This window comes from Nocardioides sp. N13(2025) (assembly GCF_051912545.1).
GTDB lineage: Bacteria > Actinomycetota > Actinomycetes > Propionibacteriales > Nocardioidaceae > Nocardioides.
On sequence record NZ_CP196809.1, the window covers coordinates 529,883 to 545,741 of the forward strand.

At 71.1% G+C, this 15,859-nt stretch carries 16 protein-coding genes; 5 read left to right on the forward strand and 11 right to left on the reverse strand.

Going from position 1 to position 15,859, the window contains the following annotated elements; genetic code table 11:
• Positions 1–32: 32 nt before the first annotated feature.
• The 8 genes from lhgO to ACS3YM_RS02625 form a co-directional block, all read right to left on the reverse strand.
• On the reverse strand, positions 33–1,229 hold the full coding sequence (lhgO, locus tag ACS3YM_RS02590) for an L-2-hydroxyglutarate oxidase (protein WP_439938493.1): 1,197 nt from the start codon (positions 1,227–1,229) through the stop codon (positions 33–35).
• Positions 1,226–2,305, reverse strand: coding sequence for an Ldh family oxidoreductase (locus ACS3YM_RS02595; RefSeq protein ID WP_439938495.1), 1,080 nt, complete (start codon positions 2,303–2,305; stop codon positions 1,226–1,228). Before ACS3YM_RS02595 ends, lhgO begins: the two co-directional genes overlap by 4 nt.
• A 56-nt stretch (positions 2,306–2,361) precedes the next feature.
• On the reverse strand, positions 2,362–3,222 hold the full coding sequence (locus tag ACS3YM_RS02600; RefSeq protein ID WP_439938497.1) for a DUF1932 domain-containing protein: 861 nt from the start codon (positions 3,220–3,222) through the stop codon (positions 2,362–2,364).
• A 71-nt stretch (positions 3,223–3,293) separates the two neighbouring features.
• A complete protein-coding gene (locus tag ACS3YM_RS02605; RefSeq protein WP_439938498.1) occupies positions 3,294–3,692 on the reverse strand; it encodes a universal stress protein in 399 nt (132 codons plus the stop codon).
• 3 nt (positions 3,693–3,695) lie between these two features.
• Entirely contained in the window at positions 3,696–4,406 is a 711-nt protein-coding gene (locus ACS3YM_RS02610; protein ID WP_439938499.1) for a methyltransferase, read from the reverse strand.
• A complete protein-coding gene (locus tag ACS3YM_RS02615) occupies positions 4,403–5,410 on the reverse strand; it encodes a Bug family tripartite tricarboxylate transporter substrate binding protein (RefSeq protein ID WP_439938500.1) in 1,008 nt (335 codons plus the stop codon). The genes ACS3YM_RS02610 and ACS3YM_RS02615 overlap by 4 nt, the downstream gene beginning before the upstream one ends.
• Positions 5,411–5,519: 109 nt before the next feature.
• The gene (locus ACS3YM_RS02620) at positions 5,520–7,025 is read right to left on the reverse strand and encodes a tripartite tricarboxylate transporter permease (protein ID WP_439938502.1); all 1,506 of its coding nucleotides are present in this window, start codon (positions 7,023–7,025) and stop codon (positions 5,520–5,522) included.
• A gap of 1 nt (position 7,026) precedes the next feature.
• Positions 7,027–7,626, reverse strand: a complete 600-nt coding sequence (locus ACS3YM_RS02625) for a tripartite tricarboxylate transporter TctB family protein (protein WP_439938504.1) — start codon at positions 7,624–7,626, stop codon at positions 7,027–7,029.
• 222 nt (positions 7,627–7,848) lie between these two features.
• Between ACS3YM_RS02625 and ACS3YM_RS02630 the strand changes: the two genes are divergently transcribed.
• Entirely contained in the window at positions 7,849–8,616 is a 768-nt protein-coding gene (locus ACS3YM_RS02630) for an IclR family transcriptional regulator (protein WP_439938506.1), read from the forward strand.
• A gap of 63 nt (positions 8,617–8,679) precedes the next feature.
• On the opposite strand, the gene ACS3YM_RS02635 is transcribed toward ACS3YM_RS02630, so the two are convergent.
• Together ACS3YM_RS02635 and ACS3YM_RS02640 are read right to left on the reverse strand one after the other, a co-directional pair.
• A complete protein-coding gene (locus ACS3YM_RS02635; RefSeq protein WP_439938507.1) occupies positions 8,680–9,507 on the reverse strand; it encodes a glycerophosphodiester phosphodiesterase family protein in 828 nt (275 codons plus the stop codon).
• Entirely contained in the window at positions 9,504–11,366 is a 1,863-nt protein-coding gene (locus ACS3YM_RS02640) for an AMP-dependent synthetase/ligase (RefSeq protein ID WP_439938509.1), read from the reverse strand. Before ACS3YM_RS02640 ends, ACS3YM_RS02635 begins: the two co-directional genes overlap by 4 nt.
• Before the next feature lie 181 nt (positions 11,367–11,547).
• On the opposite strand from ACS3YM_RS02640, the gene ACS3YM_RS02645 reads away from it, so the two are divergent.
• From ACS3YM_RS02645 to pepN, 4 genes are all read left to right on the forward strand, one after another.
• A complete protein-coding gene (locus ACS3YM_RS02645; protein WP_439938511.1) occupies positions 11,548–11,907 on the forward strand; it encodes an SPW repeat domain-containing protein in 360 nt (119 codons plus the stop codon).
• A gap of 91 nt (positions 11,908–11,998) precedes the next feature.
• Positions 11,999–12,571 carry a TetR/AcrR family transcriptional regulator gene (locus ACS3YM_RS02650; protein ID WP_439938512.1) on the forward strand — a complete coding sequence of 191 codons (573 nt, stop codon included), beginning with the start codon at positions 11,999–12,001 and terminating at the stop codon, positions 12,569–12,571.
• 39 nt (positions 12,572–12,610) lie between these two features.
• The gene (locus tag ACS3YM_RS02655) at positions 12,611–12,925 is read left to right on the forward strand and encodes a hypothetical protein (RefSeq protein WP_439938514.1); all 315 of its coding nucleotides are present in this window, start codon (positions 12,611–12,613) and stop codon (positions 12,923–12,925) included.
• 63 nt (positions 12,926–12,988) lie between these two features.
• Entirely contained in the window at positions 12,989–15,427 is a 2,439-nt protein-coding gene (gene pepN, locus ACS3YM_RS02660) for an aminopeptidase N (RefSeq protein WP_439938516.1), read from the forward strand.
• 12 nt (positions 15,428–15,439) lie between these two features.
• Here pepN and ACS3YM_RS02665 read toward each other — a convergent pair whose 3' ends face one another.
• Positions 15,440–15,826: a cupin domain-containing protein gene (locus tag ACS3YM_RS02665; RefSeq protein ID WP_439938519.1), complete on the reverse strand. Its 387-nt coding sequence runs from the start codon at positions 15,824–15,826 to the stop codon at positions 15,440–15,442.
• Between the last annotated feature and the right edge of the window lie 33 nt (positions 15,827–15,859).

Here is a 15,859-nt window from a genome sequence, read left to right on the forward strand (position 1 = left end):
CTACCGGTCTGCGGATGAGCACGGCGAAGGGATCACGTGCGTGCTGTCAGCTCCGCCACGATGTGCTTGGCGATCTCCAGGGACGCAGTCGCGGCGGGCGAGGGCGCGTTCAGGACATGGACCTGCTGAGGAGTCCGGGCGAAGTGGAAATCGTCCACCAGCGAGCCCGCCCGGTCGATCGCCTGAGCGCGCACGCCGGCCGGCGCGCGCCGGAGCGCCTCGGTCGGCAGGTCGGGGACGAGCACGCGCAGCGCGGCCGCGAACCTGCGGCGGGACAGTGACCGCGCCACCTCTGCGGCACCGGTCTTCCAGTAGGTGCGGGCGAGCGGCCGGAATCCCGGCCAGGTGACTGTGTCGAGGAGGTCGCGGCCTCGGATCGTCGTCCAGCTGTAGCCCTCACGCGCGCCTGCCAGGACGGCGTTGGGGCCCGCATGCACGGTGTCGTCGAGACCGCGGGTGAGGTGCACGCCGAGGAAGGGAAGGTCGGGGTCGGGAACGGGGTAGACGAGGCCACGCACCAGGTCGGCGTGCGCCGGGTCGAGCTCGTAGTACTCGCCGCGGAACGGGACGATGCGTACGTCCGGGTCGAGGCCACCGAGTCGGGCGATGCGGTCGCTGTGCAGCCCTGCGCAGTTGACGAGGACGTCGGCGCGGAGCTCGTCCTGGTCGGTGCCCACGAGGACACCGGAGGAGGTCTCGGTGATGCGCGTGACCTGGTGCCCGAGCAGGACCTCCCCACCCTGGGCGGTGACCAGGTCGGCGAGCTTTCGGGTGACCTCGGCGTAGTCGATACGGCCCGTCGAGTGGACGTGGAGCGCGGCGACGCAGCTCACGTGTGGCTCGATGTCGCGGGCTTGCTCGCCGGTGAGCCACGTGGCGGGGACACCGTTGGCTCGCGCTCTGCGTTCGAGTTCTTGCAGGGCGTCGACCTGGCGATGGTCTGGGGCGACCACGAGCTTTCCGGGCACGTCGTGAGCGATGTCGTGCTCGGCGGCGAACTGCTTCATGGAGGCGGCACCAGCGACGCACAGCCTCGCCTTGAGGCTGCCAGGTCTGTAGTAGAGGCCGGAGTGGATGACGCCGGAGTTGCGGCCGGTCTGGTGGGCTGCGACGGTCGCCTCCTTCTCGACCACGCGGACTCGGTGGCCGGCGGTGGTGAGCTCGTGGGCGACGGCGAGCCCGACGATGCCGCCGCCGACGACGATGACGGAGATGCCTGGGGTGCTCACGCGTGCTCTCCCAGGAGGTACGGCGCCCCGTGGGCGTCGCAGATGTCGCGAAGCTGCTGCAGCAGGGCCGCGGGTAGACCGATGCCCGCACTCAGTCGTTCGGCTCGGGCGCGTTCTTCGGGTTCGCCGGCGACCAGGACGCCGACGGTGGCGTCGAGCGGGGTGGTGGCGTGCATCAGGTCGATCAGGCCGGTGACGTACTCGGGCGCGTCGACCTCAGGGCCGAACGCGGAGGGATCGATGGCGAGCAGCATGTGGCCGACGTCGTCCGGTGAACGTCCGCCGGGCATCCCGGCGCCGCTGAGCCCGCAGCTGAGGATCTGCACCATCATGGCCAGGCCGTAGCCCTTGTGTCCCGCGGTGAGGGTGGTCGGTCCGCCCAGTGGCATGAGTCCACCTTCGGTGCTGTGCCGCAGGAGGCGAAGTGCTTCGCCGGAGTCGTGCACGGGCCGGCCGGTCTCGTCGGCGACCCAGTCGGCGGGCAGGGGCTTGCCGGACAGGGCGTAGGTCTTGACCTTGTTGACGGCGACGACGGTGGTCGACATGTCGAGCACGAACGGGGCGCCCGACGCGGCGGGGGCCGCGAACGCGAGGGGGTTGGTTCCCAGGCGACGTGTCACGCCGCCGGTGGGAGCCTGCGTCATGGTGGCGGCGCTCGTGGTGACGATGCCGATGAGCCCGTGCTCGGCTGCGCGTCGGGCGTAGTAGCCGGCGGCGCCGAAGTGGTGGGAGTTGCGCACGACGGCGATGCCCACGCCGAAGGTGCGTGCTCGGTCGCTGGCGATGTCCATGGCCTGCTCCGCCACGAAGTGGCCGAGGCCGGCGTGGGCGTCGATGACGGTGACGGCTCGTCCGTCGTCGTGGACGACCTCGCTCGTGGCGCCGATGCGCAGTCCGCCTGCTGCCAGCTTGATCGCGTAGCTGGGAAGCATCGAGATGCCGTGGGAGTCGATGCCGCGCACGTCTGCGTCAGCCATGATGGCGGCTGTGCGCTCGGCGGTCGGCTCGAGCATCCCCCAGGCACGCAGCACTTCGGCGGCCTGCTGGCGGATGAGGGAGGCCGGGAAGCGTTCCACGAGATGGCTCCTGTTCGACGGCTCTTCACGGGCGCTCTGCGCGGTCGTGAGCGGTCCTAGCCCTGGGGGTTGGTGTCGGCGTCGGTGTCGTGGAGCGTCCGCAGGTGGGTCGCTGCAGCCTTCGACATGGTGGAGTCGACGCCGAGGTCGTCGAGGTAGGCGCCGGCGGCTTCCATCTCCTCGCGGCGCCTGGCGGCGTGGACGACGCTGCCGGTGAGCCAGCGGTCGATGGTGCGCTGACCGTCACCGGAGAGCTCGCGGGCGATCTGGTCACGGATCCAGTCCTCGAACCCGACGGCCTTGCCGGCGGTGACCGCTTCGACGGTGGCCGCGGCGAAGGACTTCATGAAGACGCTACGGAGCAGCTTGTGTGCCATCGCGTCGCCGAGTGCGCCGTCGACGACGTCCACGTCGGTGCCGATCCCCGCCATGAGCTCGGCGACCTGGGTGGCGGCCGGCCCGGCGGCCATGAGCGGGGTCGCGGTCTGCAGCTGGATGACGGGGCCGAGGATGGCGACGTCGGCGAGGCGGATGTCGGGGCGGTCGGCGAACACCTCGAGGAGCCCCTTCTTCGCCCCTGGTGCCGAGGAGGTGCAGTCGACGTACGCGGCGTCCTGTCGCAGGTGGTCGACCGCGTCCTCCGCCACGGTCCTGCTCGCGCGGGCGGCGGTGAGCACGAGGACGATGTCGGCGTCCTCGACGGCTCCGGCCAACGTGCCGGTCACGTGCACGCCGTTGACTGGTCCCTGGACGTACGGGTCGTAGCCGCTGACCTTGTGGCCCGCCGCGTCGAGGGCGGCGCCGTAGATGCGGCCGACCTCACCGAGGCCGATGATGCCGACCGAGGGGTTCGCGGCGGCGCGCCCGGTGCGGGCGTGGGCGTCGCCGGAGGTGGGCTCCGGGTGGGTGGAGGACATGCTGGACCTTTCGAGGGTCGGTGCGGGCGCGGCACTGACGGGCCGCGGTCGTGTGTGAGGTGGTTGGGCCGTCAGCCGCGGGTGTCGCGCACGGCCAGCACGTTGCACGGAGCGCCCAGGAGGACTGTCTGCGCGGTGCTGCCCATGAGGAACTTCCCGGTGCGCGAGCGGCTGCGCAGGCCGATGACGATGAGGTCCGCCTTCGCCCGTGCTGCCTCGTCGAGAAGCGTCTGGGCGGGGGCGAGTGCGTCGGTGACCTGCTGGACCCGGGCCCTCACCCCTCTCGTCTGCGCCTCGGCGACCGCCTCGTCGAGCTCGTCCTGTGGGGCCAGTCCCTTGTCGGCGTAGGAGGCGCCGGTGGCGGAGTTGACCAGGACGAGGTCGACGTCGCGGCGTGCGGCCTCGTCGATGGCGGCCTCGAGCACCTGGCGCCCGAGCGGGGTGGGGGTGTAGCCGACGATGACGGTCATGGGTCAGCCTGCCTTCGACTCGGCGACGTCGGACGACGCGCCGGCCAAGGCGTCGAGGTCGGCGTCGATGTTCGCCCGGATGGCGAGCTCGCTCGCGTGCTTGGCCTCGGACAGCTCGGCCACGAGGTCGGCCTGCTCCAGCGGGACCACGACGACCCCGTCCTCGTCCGCGACCACGATGTCGCCCGGGTTGACCACGACGCCGCCGACGGCCACCGAGCTCGCGAGGGCGAATGGACCGTCCTTGTAGGGGCCGGCCGGGGTGAGCGCGCGGGCGTAGACGGGCATCGCGTACTCCTCGAGGCCGGCGGCGTCGCGCACGGCGCCGTCGATGACGAACCCCACGACGCCCTTGACCTTCGCCTTCCCCGCGACGAGCTCGCCGAGCAGCGCACGGGACTCGTCGCCGCCACCGTTCACGACGATGACGTCGCCGGGCTGCACGTGCTCGAGCGCCTCGTGGAGAGCCTTGTTGTCGCCTGGGCGGGTCCACACCGTGTAGGCGGCACCGACGATGGTGGCACCGGTCCACACGGGCTTGATGGCGGCGTCCATCATGCCGAGGCGGTGCATGGCGTCACCGATGTTGGCCGCCGGGAGGGACCGGTAGCGGGCGAGCTGCTCCGCGGTCGGGCGCTCCCACGCGTCGTGGGACGTGGCCGCGCCGGGCTGCAGGGACGCAGGGGTGGTGGACCGGCTGGCTGCGTCGCTCACTGCTCCTCCTGGACCAGCGGGAGCAGGTCGGAGAACAGGGTCTCGGTCTCGTCCCAGTAGGCGGCGTACTCCTCGGCGTCCTTGTAGGACGGAGCGAGGCCGACCTGCGTCATCTTCTCCTCGAAGGCCGGGTCCTGCATGATCTCGCCGATGGCCTCGGACACCTCGGTGACGATCTCGTCCGGGGTGCCGGCGGGGAACGCGAACCCGCGGCTGGAGGAGATCTCGACGTCGGCGCCGGACTCCTCGAACGTGGGCACGTCGGGCAGGAACGGGCTGCGCTCTGCGTCCATGACGCCGATGACCTTCACGTCGCCGGCGTCGAGCAAGGGCTGCATGTCGCTGACGTTGGCCAGGAGGAGGTCGACGTTGCCACCCAGGAACGCGGTCGTGGCCTTCGTGGACCCGTCCGCGAAGTGCACCGGCGCGATGTCCACGCCCGCCTTCTCCTTCAGGCTGGCGAGCGCGAAGTGCTCGTTGGAACCGACGCCGGTGGTGGTGGCCTGCAGCTCGCCGGGGTTCTCCTTGGCGTAGGCGATGAGGTCCTCGGGGGTGTTGAACTCGCTGTCGGTCGCGACAGCAACCGCGGTGGGGTCGATGACCTGGAGGGCGACGGGGGCGAAGCTGTCGCGGTCGTACTCAGCCCCACGGGACTCGTCGAGGACGGTGACGATGGCCGAGGGGAAGGTGACGGCGGTCATCGTGTAGCCGTCGGGCTCTGCCTGGGCCAGCTCGGTGTACGCGACCTGGGAGTTGGCCGAGGGCTTGTTGGTGACAGTCACGGAGGTGTCGAGCTTCTTCTCCAGCTCCTCGGCGATGAGGCGTGACCCGGTGTCGGTGGGGCCGCCGGCGTCGTAGCCGACGAGCAGCTCGATGCCCTTGGACGGGTAGTCGGCGGCGGACTCGCTGCCGCTGGCTCCTCCGTCGGTCTGGGCGCAGCCGGCGAGGGTGAGGGTGAGCGCGGCGCCTGCAACTGCGGCGATGCGGAGCGGGGTGCTCTTCATGGTGAAGCCCTTCATCTGGTGGAGGTGGTGGGTGGAGCTGATGGATGGTGCGGGTACGTGGGGAGCCGGTTGATCGGCGAGCTGTCCGGTGTCCGAGTCCGGAGTGGCCTCAGACCTCGGCGTCGGTCGGCAGGCCGGCCTTGCGCTTGAGGCTGGCGCTGAACACGGAGGCGAGGAGGATGGCGGCGGCGACGACGAGGAAGGCCAGGGACAGCGGCCGGTCGACGAAGATGGAGAAGCTGCCGCGGGAGAGCTGGAGTGACTGGCGCAGGGCGCTCTCGAGGAACGGGCCGAGGATCAGGGTCAGGACCAGGGGCGCGAGCGGGAGCCCGACCTGTCGGAACACGAACCCGATGACGCCGAAGGCGACCATGATGTAGATGTCGATGACGCTGTTCGAGACCGCGTAGGACCCGATGACGATGAACGCGAAGATGACCGCGCGCAGCACCGAGTACGGGATGGCCAGGATGCGGGTCCAGAGGCTGACCAGCGGCACGTTGAGGAACAGCAGCAGCAGGTTGCCGACGAACAGGCTGGCGATGACCGTCCAGACCAGCTCGGGCTCCTCGGTGAACAGGGTCGGGCCCGGGGTGAGGCCGTTCTGCAGGAACGCACCCATGAGGACCGCGATGGCCGGTGAGGCCGGGATGCCGAGCGTGAACAGCGGGATGAACGCGGCGTTGGCGTGGGAGTTGTTCGCGGTCTCGGGAGCCGCGACGCCTTCGATGGCGCCGGTGCCGAGCTCGTTCCGGTGCTTCGAGACCTTCTTCTCGGTGCTGTAGGCCAGCAGGGAGGAGATCGCCGAGCTGACGCCGGGGATGAGGCCGACGAGGCCGCCGATGACCGTGCCACGCGCGATGGAGGGAGCGCTGCGGCGGGCGTCCGCGGCAGAGGGGATGAGCTCGCGCAGGGTCGGGGCCTGGGGACGCGGCGCGGCCGCGCCGCTGGTCGCGAGGAGCTCGCCGAGGCCGAAGAGGCCGACGAGGACCGGGACGTAGCTGATGCCGTCGAAGAAGTGGGGGTCGCCGAAGGTGAAGCGCGGCATGCCCATGACGGGATCGATGCCGACCATGGCGATGAGCAGTCCCAGAGCGGCGGAGATGATGCCGAGGAGGACCGAGCGTCCGACCAGGCCGACGAGCAGCGCGAGGCCGATGAGGACGAGGGAGAAGAACTCCGGCGGGCCGATCTTCAGGCCGAGGCGCGAGAGCGGCTCGGCCGCGACGACCAGGGCGAGGGTGGCAACGGTGCCACCGATGAACGAGCCGATTCCAGCGGTGGTGAGGGCGACCCCGGCCCGGCCCTTCAGCGTCATCTGGTAGCCGTCGATGCAGGTGATGGCGGACTCGCCCTCGCCCGGGATGTTGAGCAGGACCGAGGTGATGGTGCCGCCGTACGCGCCGCCGTAGAAGATCGCGGCGAGCATGATGATGGCGCCGGCCGGGTCCATCGCCAGGGTGAGCGGGATGAGGATCGCCATGCCCGCCGTGGACCCGATGCCGGGCAGCAGGCCGAGGATCGTGCCGAGCAGGCAGCCGATGAGCGCGAACGCGAGGTTCTGCGGGCTCAAGGCGGCGCCGAAGCCGTCGAGGAGCATGCCGAAGGTGTCCACGTCAGAACCCCATGTCGCGCAGGAACGGGATGGAGGAAGCGGGCAGCGGCACGGTAAGGAACCGGGTGAAGACCACGAACACGCCCACGCTGCACACCAGGGCCAGGACCAGCGACAGCAGCAGCCGCCGGCGTCCCAGGACGAGCAGGTGGAAGAGCACGAAGAGGAACATGGCGAGCTGGTAGCCCAGGACCTCCAGCGTCGCGGCGAGCACGCACAGGCTGACCACGATGGCCACCACCGTGGGGAGCGAGTACTCCGGGGCGTCCTCGTCAGGAACGACCATCGCCCCGGCGACGGACGGGGCGGCTTCGTCGGTGCCTGCCTCACCGGGCCCCACCTTCGGCGCCTTCGCGGCACGAAGCAGCTGCGCCAGCCAGAGCAGCCCGCCTGCGATCAGGATGCCGCCGAGCCAGCGGGGGAAGAACCCGGGGCCGGGACCGAGAGGGGTCCAGTACGGGTAGCTGCGCGAGCCGATGAGAGCGGCAGCTCCCACGACGGCCACCAGCACCGCGGAAGCGGCCGACAGCCACAGCCGTCGACGTCCACGATCGACGGCTGCCTGGCTGTCACCCGGCAGGGTGTCTGCTTCGGCCTTCATCTGTTTCTCACTGTCTGATAGAGTTTCTCACGCAACGACGCAACCTTGCGTGACCGTCATCACGGTTGTCAACCCCTGTGTCGTCGGGATGCGCGCCGCACGCTCAATCCGCGTCCCACGGGCTGCGAAGATCGGCGGCGACGGCACGACAGGCGCCGCAGGTCGCCGCACAACGGCACGGCAATCGTGGCAACGGCCCGACGATCAGGACGAGGACGACACATGGCAGAGCCGAAGACGGACCAGAAGGCCAGCACCATGCGGTCGCTCGAGCGCGCCATCGACGTCCTCGAAGTCCTCGAGGCTGCCCGCACTCCTCTGCGGCTCAGCGAGGTGGCCCGGCGCGCCGGCCTGCACGTCGCCACGACCCAGCGCATCCTCCATGTCCTGGAGGCTCGCCGCCGCATCGAGCAGGGACCCACCGGCTACCGCACGGGTGTCGCCATGCTGTTCGGCGCCCACGCCTACCTGGCCTCGAATCCCATCGCCGTCGCGGCGCCCCTCGTCCTCCAGGAGCTCGCCTCTGCCACCGGCCTCACCGCGTCAGTGTTCGTGCGCGCGGGCGACTCGCGCGCTGTGGTCGCACGAGTCGAGGGGAAGAACCCCCTGCGCTACCTCCTGCCCATCGGTCAGCGGCTCCCACTGCACCTCGGCGCCGGCAAGGCGCTGGCGGCCTACATGGACCCAGGAGAGCTCGACGACCTGCTCGACCGCGTCGGCGTGCTGACCCGCGCCACCGGGGACGTCATCGACCGTCAGGCCCTTCGCGCCGAGCTCGACGACATCAAGCGCCAAGGCGTGGCCTTCTCCACCGACGAGCGCGTGGTGGGAGCGTCCTCCGTTTCCGCGCCGGTCATGAACGCGTCCGGCGACTGCGTGGCCGCCATCCAGGTGGCCGGGCCCGCGGGCACGGAGATCTTCGCCGACATGCGTGGTCTCGGAGTCGAGGTCCGGCAGGCCGCCGCAGCACTTGCGGCGCGCCTCGGCTGAACGCGAGAAGCCTCGGCCCTGGCACGCATCCCTCGTTCGAGCGGGCAACTGGGACACACCCGCTCAGCCGGGGAAGGATTCCGGCAGCTCGAGACCCTCGGCCGCGAGGACCTCCCGCAGCAGCTCGGGATGGTTGGTGATGAGCCCGTCGGCGCCCGCGCGGACCAGGTGCCGCATGGTGGGCGCGTCGTCGACGACGTAGGGGATGACAGTGAGCCCGGCGGCGTGGGCGTCGGCGATGAGCGCCTCGGTCGCGAACGGCTCGTACGCCGGGTCGTCCACGCCGGAGAGGAACGGCGAGCCGTGGATGGGAGAGATCGCCGTGAACCCCTGCGCCGCGGCGGTGCGGACGAAGTCGGCGTCGACGGTGAGCCCGTCGAACCAGGGCGACGGGCCGTCGTCGCCGGGCTTCAGGTACTTCGGGGAGACGAGCAGGTTGCGCGCCAGCGCCGGCTCCGCGTCGCCCACCCGGTCCAGGACGCCCCAGTCGAAGCACTGGATGCTCGTGCGCCCGACCAGGCCGTCGATGCGGAGCGCGTCGACCACCTTGGCGACGAAGGCCTCCCTGCTCGTGAGTCGGGCGGCGTCGAGGGCGTCGTACTTGATCTCGAGGTTGACCCGCACCGGCGCGGCGTCGCGGTCCTCGAGCAGCGCCGCGACTTGCCTCAGGAGGGGCATGGTCGGCGGCAGGTCGGCGCGGGTGAGCTCGCGGATCCGTCGGGCGTCGGCCAGGGCGGGGTCGTGGGCGACGACCACGTCGTCCTCCGCCGTCAGGTGCACGTCGAGCTCGAGCGTCGAGACGCCGAGGGCGAGCGCGCGGCCGAAGGCCTCGAGGGTGTTCTCGGGCCAGAGGCCGGCGCCACCGCGGTGGGCCTGCAGGTCGAAGGTCACGCCTCAGGACCGTAGAGGCTCTCCACCACGTCGGCGTACTTGGTCTTCACGACGCGTCGCTTGAGCTTGAGCGTCGGGGTCAGCTCCTCCGACTCCGCGGTCCACTCGTGGGGGAGCAGCTCCCACGCCTTGACCTGCTCGGGCCGGGAGAGCCGCTCGTTGGCCTTGTCGACGGCGGCCTGCGCCATCGCCCGGATCTCCGGCTTGGTCGACAGGTCGGCGAGGTCGGTGTAGTCGATGCCCATCTTCGCCGCGACCAGGGGCGCGATCTCGCCGTCGAGCGTCATGATCGCGACGACGTAGGACCGGGCGTCGCCCAGCGCCATGGCGTGCCCGACGATGGGCGACTCCTTGAGGTAGTTCTCGATGTTGGAGGGGGCGATGTTCTTGCCCGCCGAGGTGATGATGAGCTCCTTCTTGCGGTCGATGATCGAGTAGAACCCGTCCTCGTCGACCGTGCCGATGTCGCCGGTGTGGATCCAGCCGTCCTCGTCGATGAGATTGCGGGTGGCCTCCTCCTGGAGGTGGTAGCCCGGGGTGTTGACCGGACCGCGGCACAGGATCTCGCCGTCCTCGTCGAGGCGCACCTCGATGCCGGGGTTGGGGCGCCCGACGGTGCCGAGCTTGAAGGCCCCGGGGCCGTTGGAGGTGAAGGCGCCGGTCGTCTCGGTCATGCCGTAGACGTCGTACACCTGCAGGCCGAGGCCGCCCATGAACTTGGCGACCTCCAGCGGCATCGGCGCCGCGGCGCTCGCCGCCCACGTCACCTGGTCGAGCCCGAGCAGGAGCCGGAGGAAGCCGAGGATCGCCTCGTCGGCCCTGGCATAGGCCTCCTCGACCTCGGGCGTCATCTCGTTGCCGTACTCGTGGGCCTGGGTCCAGGCCAGGCCGGCCGCCATGGCGTCGGTGACGAGCTTCTGGTTGTCGGGGTTGGGGTCCTCGGCGAGCTTGGCCGAGATGCCGGTCTTGATCTTCTCCCACACCCGCGGGACGCCGAAGAACGCCGTGGGGTGCACCTCGCCGAGCGCGCCCAGCAGCCCCGCAGGGTCGGGGATCGCGTGCACGTGGTTGCCCAGGAACGGCGGGCCGTACGTCGCCAGCACCCGCTCGGCGATGTGGGCGAGCGGCAGGTAGCTGATGGTGCGTTGCTGCCCGTGCAGACCGGCGGCGTCGAGCGTCGACACCGCCTCGTACATCACGTTGTGGTGCGTGAGCACCACGCCCTTGGGGTTGCCGGTGGTGCCGGAGGTGTAGAGGTAGGTGGCGGGGAGGGCGGGGGTGATCTGGTCCATGCGCGCCTCGACCTCGCTGGTGTCGGTGCCGCGGGCGAGGAAGTCCGCCCACGTCATCACGCGCGGGTCGTCGACCCGGTCGGCGTCGGCGAGCATGACCACGTGCCGGATCGAGTCGGTCTCGGCGAGCGCCCGCTCCCAGCGCTGGTAGCGGTCGTGGTCTTCCAGGACGACCACCACCGGGCGGGACTCGCCCGCGATGAAGGCCACCTGGTCCTGCGCGAGGGTGTTGTAGATCGACAGCGGGATCGCGGCCGCGGTCATCGTGCCGTAGTCGGTCAGCGTGTGGGCGGTGCGGTTGACCGCCATGATGGCCACCGGGTCGCCCTTCTGGACGCCGAGCTCGATCAGCGCGGCCGCCACCTGCTGGGTCTGCTCCCACGTCTGCGCCCAGCTGATCGTCGACCAGGTCTCGCCCTCGGGCACGTCGAACCGGTCGGAGAACGCCGGGTCGTCGCCGAACATCTCCGCCGCCTGGCGAACCACGGCGGGCATGTGCAGGCCGAGGATGCGGGCCTCGTACTCCTCGCGGACGGCCGCGACGTCGGCGGGGATCTCGTGCTCCATGGGGTCTCCAGCTCTCCGAAGGCGTGTGGCGGGGGTCACATCATGGACGGCGGAGGCGTCGGCTGGCTAGGACCGGCGTGGACCAGGCGAACTCTTGACCGGGCGGTCAGTCAGGCGGACCATGAGGTAGGTGGAACCGCCCCGTGGTGACGGCTCCGAGGGCGAAAGTGAGGAACCAGAGATGCAGAAGTGGACACGATGGCAGGCCTGGGTGGCGGCGGTTGCCGGCGCCTGCGCAGCACTGTCACCGCTCGTCATCGAGATGGACGACACCGCGACCTGGACGATGGTGGTCCTCGGCGTGGTGACAGCGGCGGTCGCGCTGGGATCCATGGCGATGGAGGAGGACCGGATCAGCGCGTACGCGCTGGTGCTCATGGGGGTGCTGTTCCTCGGCTCCCCGTGGGTGCTGGACGTCGCCAGCACCGACAACGACCTCGCCGTGACGGCGTGGATCCTCGGTGCGGTCACCCTCGTCGCAGGGCTCTTGAGCCTGCCCGAGGTCGAGCAGAGAATGCACCACAGGGCCATCCCGCACTAGGGAGAGGCCCCGACCAACCAGCGGCGGGCGGGCAGCCCACGGCGGCCCGCCCGTCCATCGTCCTGTCCCACCGACCGCACGGGGAGCACACATGGCAGCCGACGACCGCCGCACCCGCATCCTCGACGCGGCCGAGGAGCTCTTCGCCGTCGACGGCTTCGACGCGACGCCGACCGCCCGCGTGGCCGAGGCCGCCGCGGTGCCCAAGGGACTGGTCTTCTACTACTTCCCGCGCAAGATCGACCTGCTGCTGACGCTGCTGCAGGAGCGGCTCCCGGTGCCGACGAAGGAGGCGGTCTCCGGTGTCGTACGCCGCGGGGACCCGGCCGCGTCCCTGATGGCGCTGCACCGCAGGCTCGGGCTGGACAGCCACGACTCGCTGGTGCTGCGCACGATCATCTTCCGCGAGAGCGGCACCCACCCGCAGGTCGGTGCACACCTCCGCCGCCTGCGACGCTCGCTCGTGGAGCTCACCGAGTCCGCCCTGGAGCAGGCCGTCGACTGGACGTCGGCGAAGACCCTGCGCCGCCAGGCGGCGGAGACGTTCGTCTCCGTGATGCTCGACCACGCCAACGCGCGCAGGACCGACGGCGGTGGGCAGCCGGACGTGCAGGGTGCGGCGTCCGTCGTGGCGCTGGCGCTCGGTGCGCCCGGGCTCGCGTGAGCGCTGGCATCACGCGGCGCCGCGGCGCACAATCGAGGCATGGTCATGGTGGAGGCCGTCGTCCTGATCGGGCTGGTGGGCCTGCTGGTCTTCGCGGTGACGTCGTACCTCCAGCGCTCCGCGGACCAGGGGCCGCAGCTCGCGCCTCCCGGCACCTGGCGCGTCGCCCACTACGACGCCAAGGGCGAGACCCACGTCGTGCTGCAGATGGTCCGCGAGGGCGACACCCGGGTGCTCGACGAGCACGTGATCACGTCGATCCGCTCCGACGACCCTGAGTACGACGACAAGTTCCTCGCCGCCATGGACGCGGCGCGACAGAGGCAGGCGCTCTTCGAGTCCGAGAACGGATGAGGCCCCGGGGAGCCTAGGCTGCAGATCGTCCGCAGCACCCGCCCTCGAGTGAGGAGCACCTCCGTGCCCGTTCGCAGTCTTCGGCAGGAGGAGGCCGTCGAGCGCGCGGCCCTGCTGTCGGTCACCTCCTACGACATCACCCTCGACCTCACCGACCTCGTCGACGGCCCCGCCTTCCGCGCCGTCAGCACCGTCCGCTTCACGGCAGCGGCCGGGGGCTCGACGTTCGTCGACTGCTGCGCGGTGGTCGAGTCGGCCACGCTCAACGGCGAGCCGCTGCCCGCGGCGGAGGAGGGGCGGATCGCGCTGGCCGGCCTCGCCGAGGACAACGAGCTGGTGGTGGCCACGGTGCAGCGCGACACCACGCACGGGCGGGGCGTGCACCGTGCCGTCGACCCCGGCGACGACAACGTCTACCTCTGGACCTCCTTCGAGCCCGACGAGGCGCGCTACGCCTGGGCCTGCTTCGACCAGCCCGACCTCAAGGCGCCGCACGCCTTCACGGTCACCGCCCCGGCGGCGTGGACCGTGGTCAGCAACTCCGGCGACCCGGTGGTCGAGGACGTCGAGGGCGGGCGGCGGTGGACCTTCGAGCCCACGCCGCCGCTGTCGACGTACAACCCGGTCGTGGTGGCCGGACCGTTCGTCCAGCTGCGCCAGGAGGCCGGTGCCCACGACCTCGGGCTGTACGCCCGGCAGACCCTGGCGTCCGCGCTCGAGCGCGACGCCGAGCAGCTGTTCACGCTCACCGCGCAGGGCCTCGCCTTCTTCGGTGACCGCTTCGGCATGCCGTTCCCGCAGCGCACCTACGACCAGGTGTTCCTGCCCGAGTTCGGCGGGGCGATGGAGAACTACGGCTGCGTCACCTGGGCCGACAGCATCCTGCGCCGCCACGAGCCGACCACGGGGGAGTGGCAGGTCTTCGCCAACGTGCTGCTGCACGAGATGGCGCACATGTGGTTCGGCAACATCGTCACGATGCGCTGGTGGGACGACCTCTGGCTCAACGAGGCCTTCGCCGAGTTCGCGTGCATGTGGGCGGCCGAGCGCGCCACCGCCTACGGCGACACCGCCGCGAACAACCTGGTGGACGACAAGCTGCTCGCCTACCTCGCCGACCAGGGCCCCAGCTCGCACCCGATCCGCCAGCCCGTGCCGACGGTCGCCGACGCCGAGTCGATCTTCGACTCCATCACCTACCCCAAGGGCGCGGCCGTGCTCAAGCAGCTCATGCACTTCGTGGGCGAGGACACCTTCTGTGCAGGCATGAGCGCCTACTTCGCCGAGCACGCCTGGGGCAACACGACCCTCGACGACCTCGTCGGCTCCCTCGAGCAGGCCAGTGGCCGTGACCTCCAGCCGTGGCGTACGGCGTGGCTGGAGACCGCGGGCGTCGACCGGCTCGGCATCGAGCAGACCGACGAGGGCCTGGTGTTGACCGCGGTCGGCGCCCACGGTGTCCCGCACCCGCAGGTCGTGGGCGTCGGTGCCTACCGCCGTGCCGGCGAGGTGCTCGAGGAGGTCGGCTCCACGGTCGTGGAGGTCGACGGCGAGCGCACCGCCGTCGAGGGCCTGCCCCCGGCGGACCTCTACCTCGTCAACCACGACGACACCACCTTCGCCACCACGCGACCCGACGCCGCCGGGCGCGAGGTGCTGGTCGGGCGGCCCTCGGGCCTGCCCACGACGCTGACCCGTGCCGTGGCGATGGCCACCGTCTGGGACATGCTCGCCCATGCCGAGGCCACGGCCGCCGAGGCCGTGGGTGCGCTCACCGACGTGCTGTCGGTGGAGACCGTGGAGACGGTGGTCGAGCCGTGCCTCGAGCTCGCCCTCACCGCCGCCCAGCGGTGGGCGCCCGAGTCGGAGCGCGTGGGCCTCGAGGCGCAGGTGGCCGGCGCCGCACGTCACCTGGTGGCCGCGGGGGTGTCGCGGCACGCGGCGCTGCGCGCGCTGGCGCGGACGGCGGTGGGCGAGGAGGACCTCGCGACGCTGCGCGAGCAGGTCGGCGACGACCTCGACCTGGAGTGGTACGTCCTGCAGCGCCGGGCCGAGCTCGGCGAGGTCGACACCGACGCCGTGCAGGCCCTGCAGGAGCGCGACCCCGACCCGGACGCCTGGGTCCGTGCCCTCTGCGTGCGGGCGAGTTCACCCTCGGCTGCTGCGAAGGAGGAGGCGTGGACCGCGCTGGTCGAGCGCACCGCGCCGATCCAGACCGCCCGCACCGTGTCGCACGCCTTCTGGCGGCCCGGGCAGGACGAGGTGCTGGCGCCGTACGCCGAGCGCTACATCGAGGCGCTCCCCACCTTGCACGAGGGCGGGATGATCCCCGGCCTGGCGCTCGGCACCAGCCTCTTCCCGGTCTTCGCGATCGACGAGGCATGGGTACGGCACGTCCGCGAGGTGGCCGCCGCCCAGGCCGCGCCCGTCGTGGTCAGCGCGCTCACCGAGCGCTCCGAAGAGGTGCTGCGGATGGTGCACGCTCGCGCGCTGCCATCCTGACCAGCGGCCGCATCAGGGAAGGGTCGGCTCCCAGGGACCGTCGACGACCGACGCCTCGTCGTCGCCGGGCCAGGGCGGCATGGAGATGCAGAGGAACCGGAGCGGATCGGGCCCGGTGCAGCGGTACTGGAAGGCGGTCCCGACCGGAATGTCGATCGAGACGCCTGCCGCCAGGACGCTCGTCCCCTCCTCGCGTCCGTCCCGACGCCAGATCTCTCCCTGTCCCGAGAGCACGTGCCACAGCTCGCTGACCGTGGCGTGGACGGTCGCCCGGTTCACCTGACCTGCCGGGACGGTGGAGTGGATCATGTTGCCCCTCTCGCCCTCGATCAGGTGCCGGATCTCGGCGCCTGCGGGGGAGCGGGCATCGGGTGCCGACGGGAAGGGGCGAGTCTGCATGGCGACCTCCGTGTGTGCCCGGACATTGTCGCG

What these genes read in the sequence shown, in the direction of transcription:
- ACS3YM_RS02600 (WP_439938497.1), bottom strand. Translation starts at nt 3,222, where the DNA reads ATGTCCTCCACCCACCCGGAGCCCACCTCCGGCGACGCCCACGCCCGC.
- ACS3YM_RS02605 (WP_439938498.1), bottom strand. Translation starts at nt 3,692, where the DNA reads ATGACCGTCATCGTCGGCTACACCCCCACCCCGCTCGGGCGCCAGGTG.
- ACS3YM_RS02615 (WP_439938500.1), bottom strand. Translation starts at nt 5,410, where the DNA reads ATGAAGAGCACCCCGCTCCGCATCGCCGCAGTTGCAGGCGCCGCGCTC.
- ACS3YM_RS02625 (WP_439938504.1), bottom strand. Translation starts at nt 7,626, where the DNA reads ATGAAGGCCGAAGCAGACACCCTGCCGGGTGACAGCCAGGCAGCCGTC.
- ACS3YM_RS02630 (WP_439938506.1), top strand. Translation starts at nt 7,849, where the DNA reads ATGGCAGAGCCGAAGACGGACCAGAAGGCCAGCACCATGCGGTCGCTC.
- ACS3YM_RS02640 (WP_439938509.1), bottom strand. Translation starts at nt 11,366, where the DNA reads ATGGAGCACGAGATCCCCGCCGACGTCGCGGCCGTCCGCGAGGAGTAC.
- ACS3YM_RS02645 (WP_439938511.1), top strand. Translation starts at nt 11,548, where the DNA reads ATGCAGAAGTGGACACGATGGCAGGCCTGGGTGGCGGCGGTTGCCGGC.
- ACS3YM_RS02650 (WP_439938512.1), top strand. Translation starts at nt 11,999, where the DNA reads ATGGCAGCCGACGACCGCCGCACCCGCATCCTCGACGCGGCCGAGGAG.
- ACS3YM_RS02655 (WP_439938514.1), top strand. Translation starts at nt 12,611, where the DNA reads ATGGTCATGGTGGAGGCCGTCGTCCTGATCGGGCTGGTGGGCCTGCTG.
- ACS3YM_RS02665 (WP_439938519.1), bottom strand. Translation starts at nt 15,826, where the DNA reads ATGCAGACTCGCCCCTTCCCGTCGGCACCCGATGCCCGCTCCCCCGCA.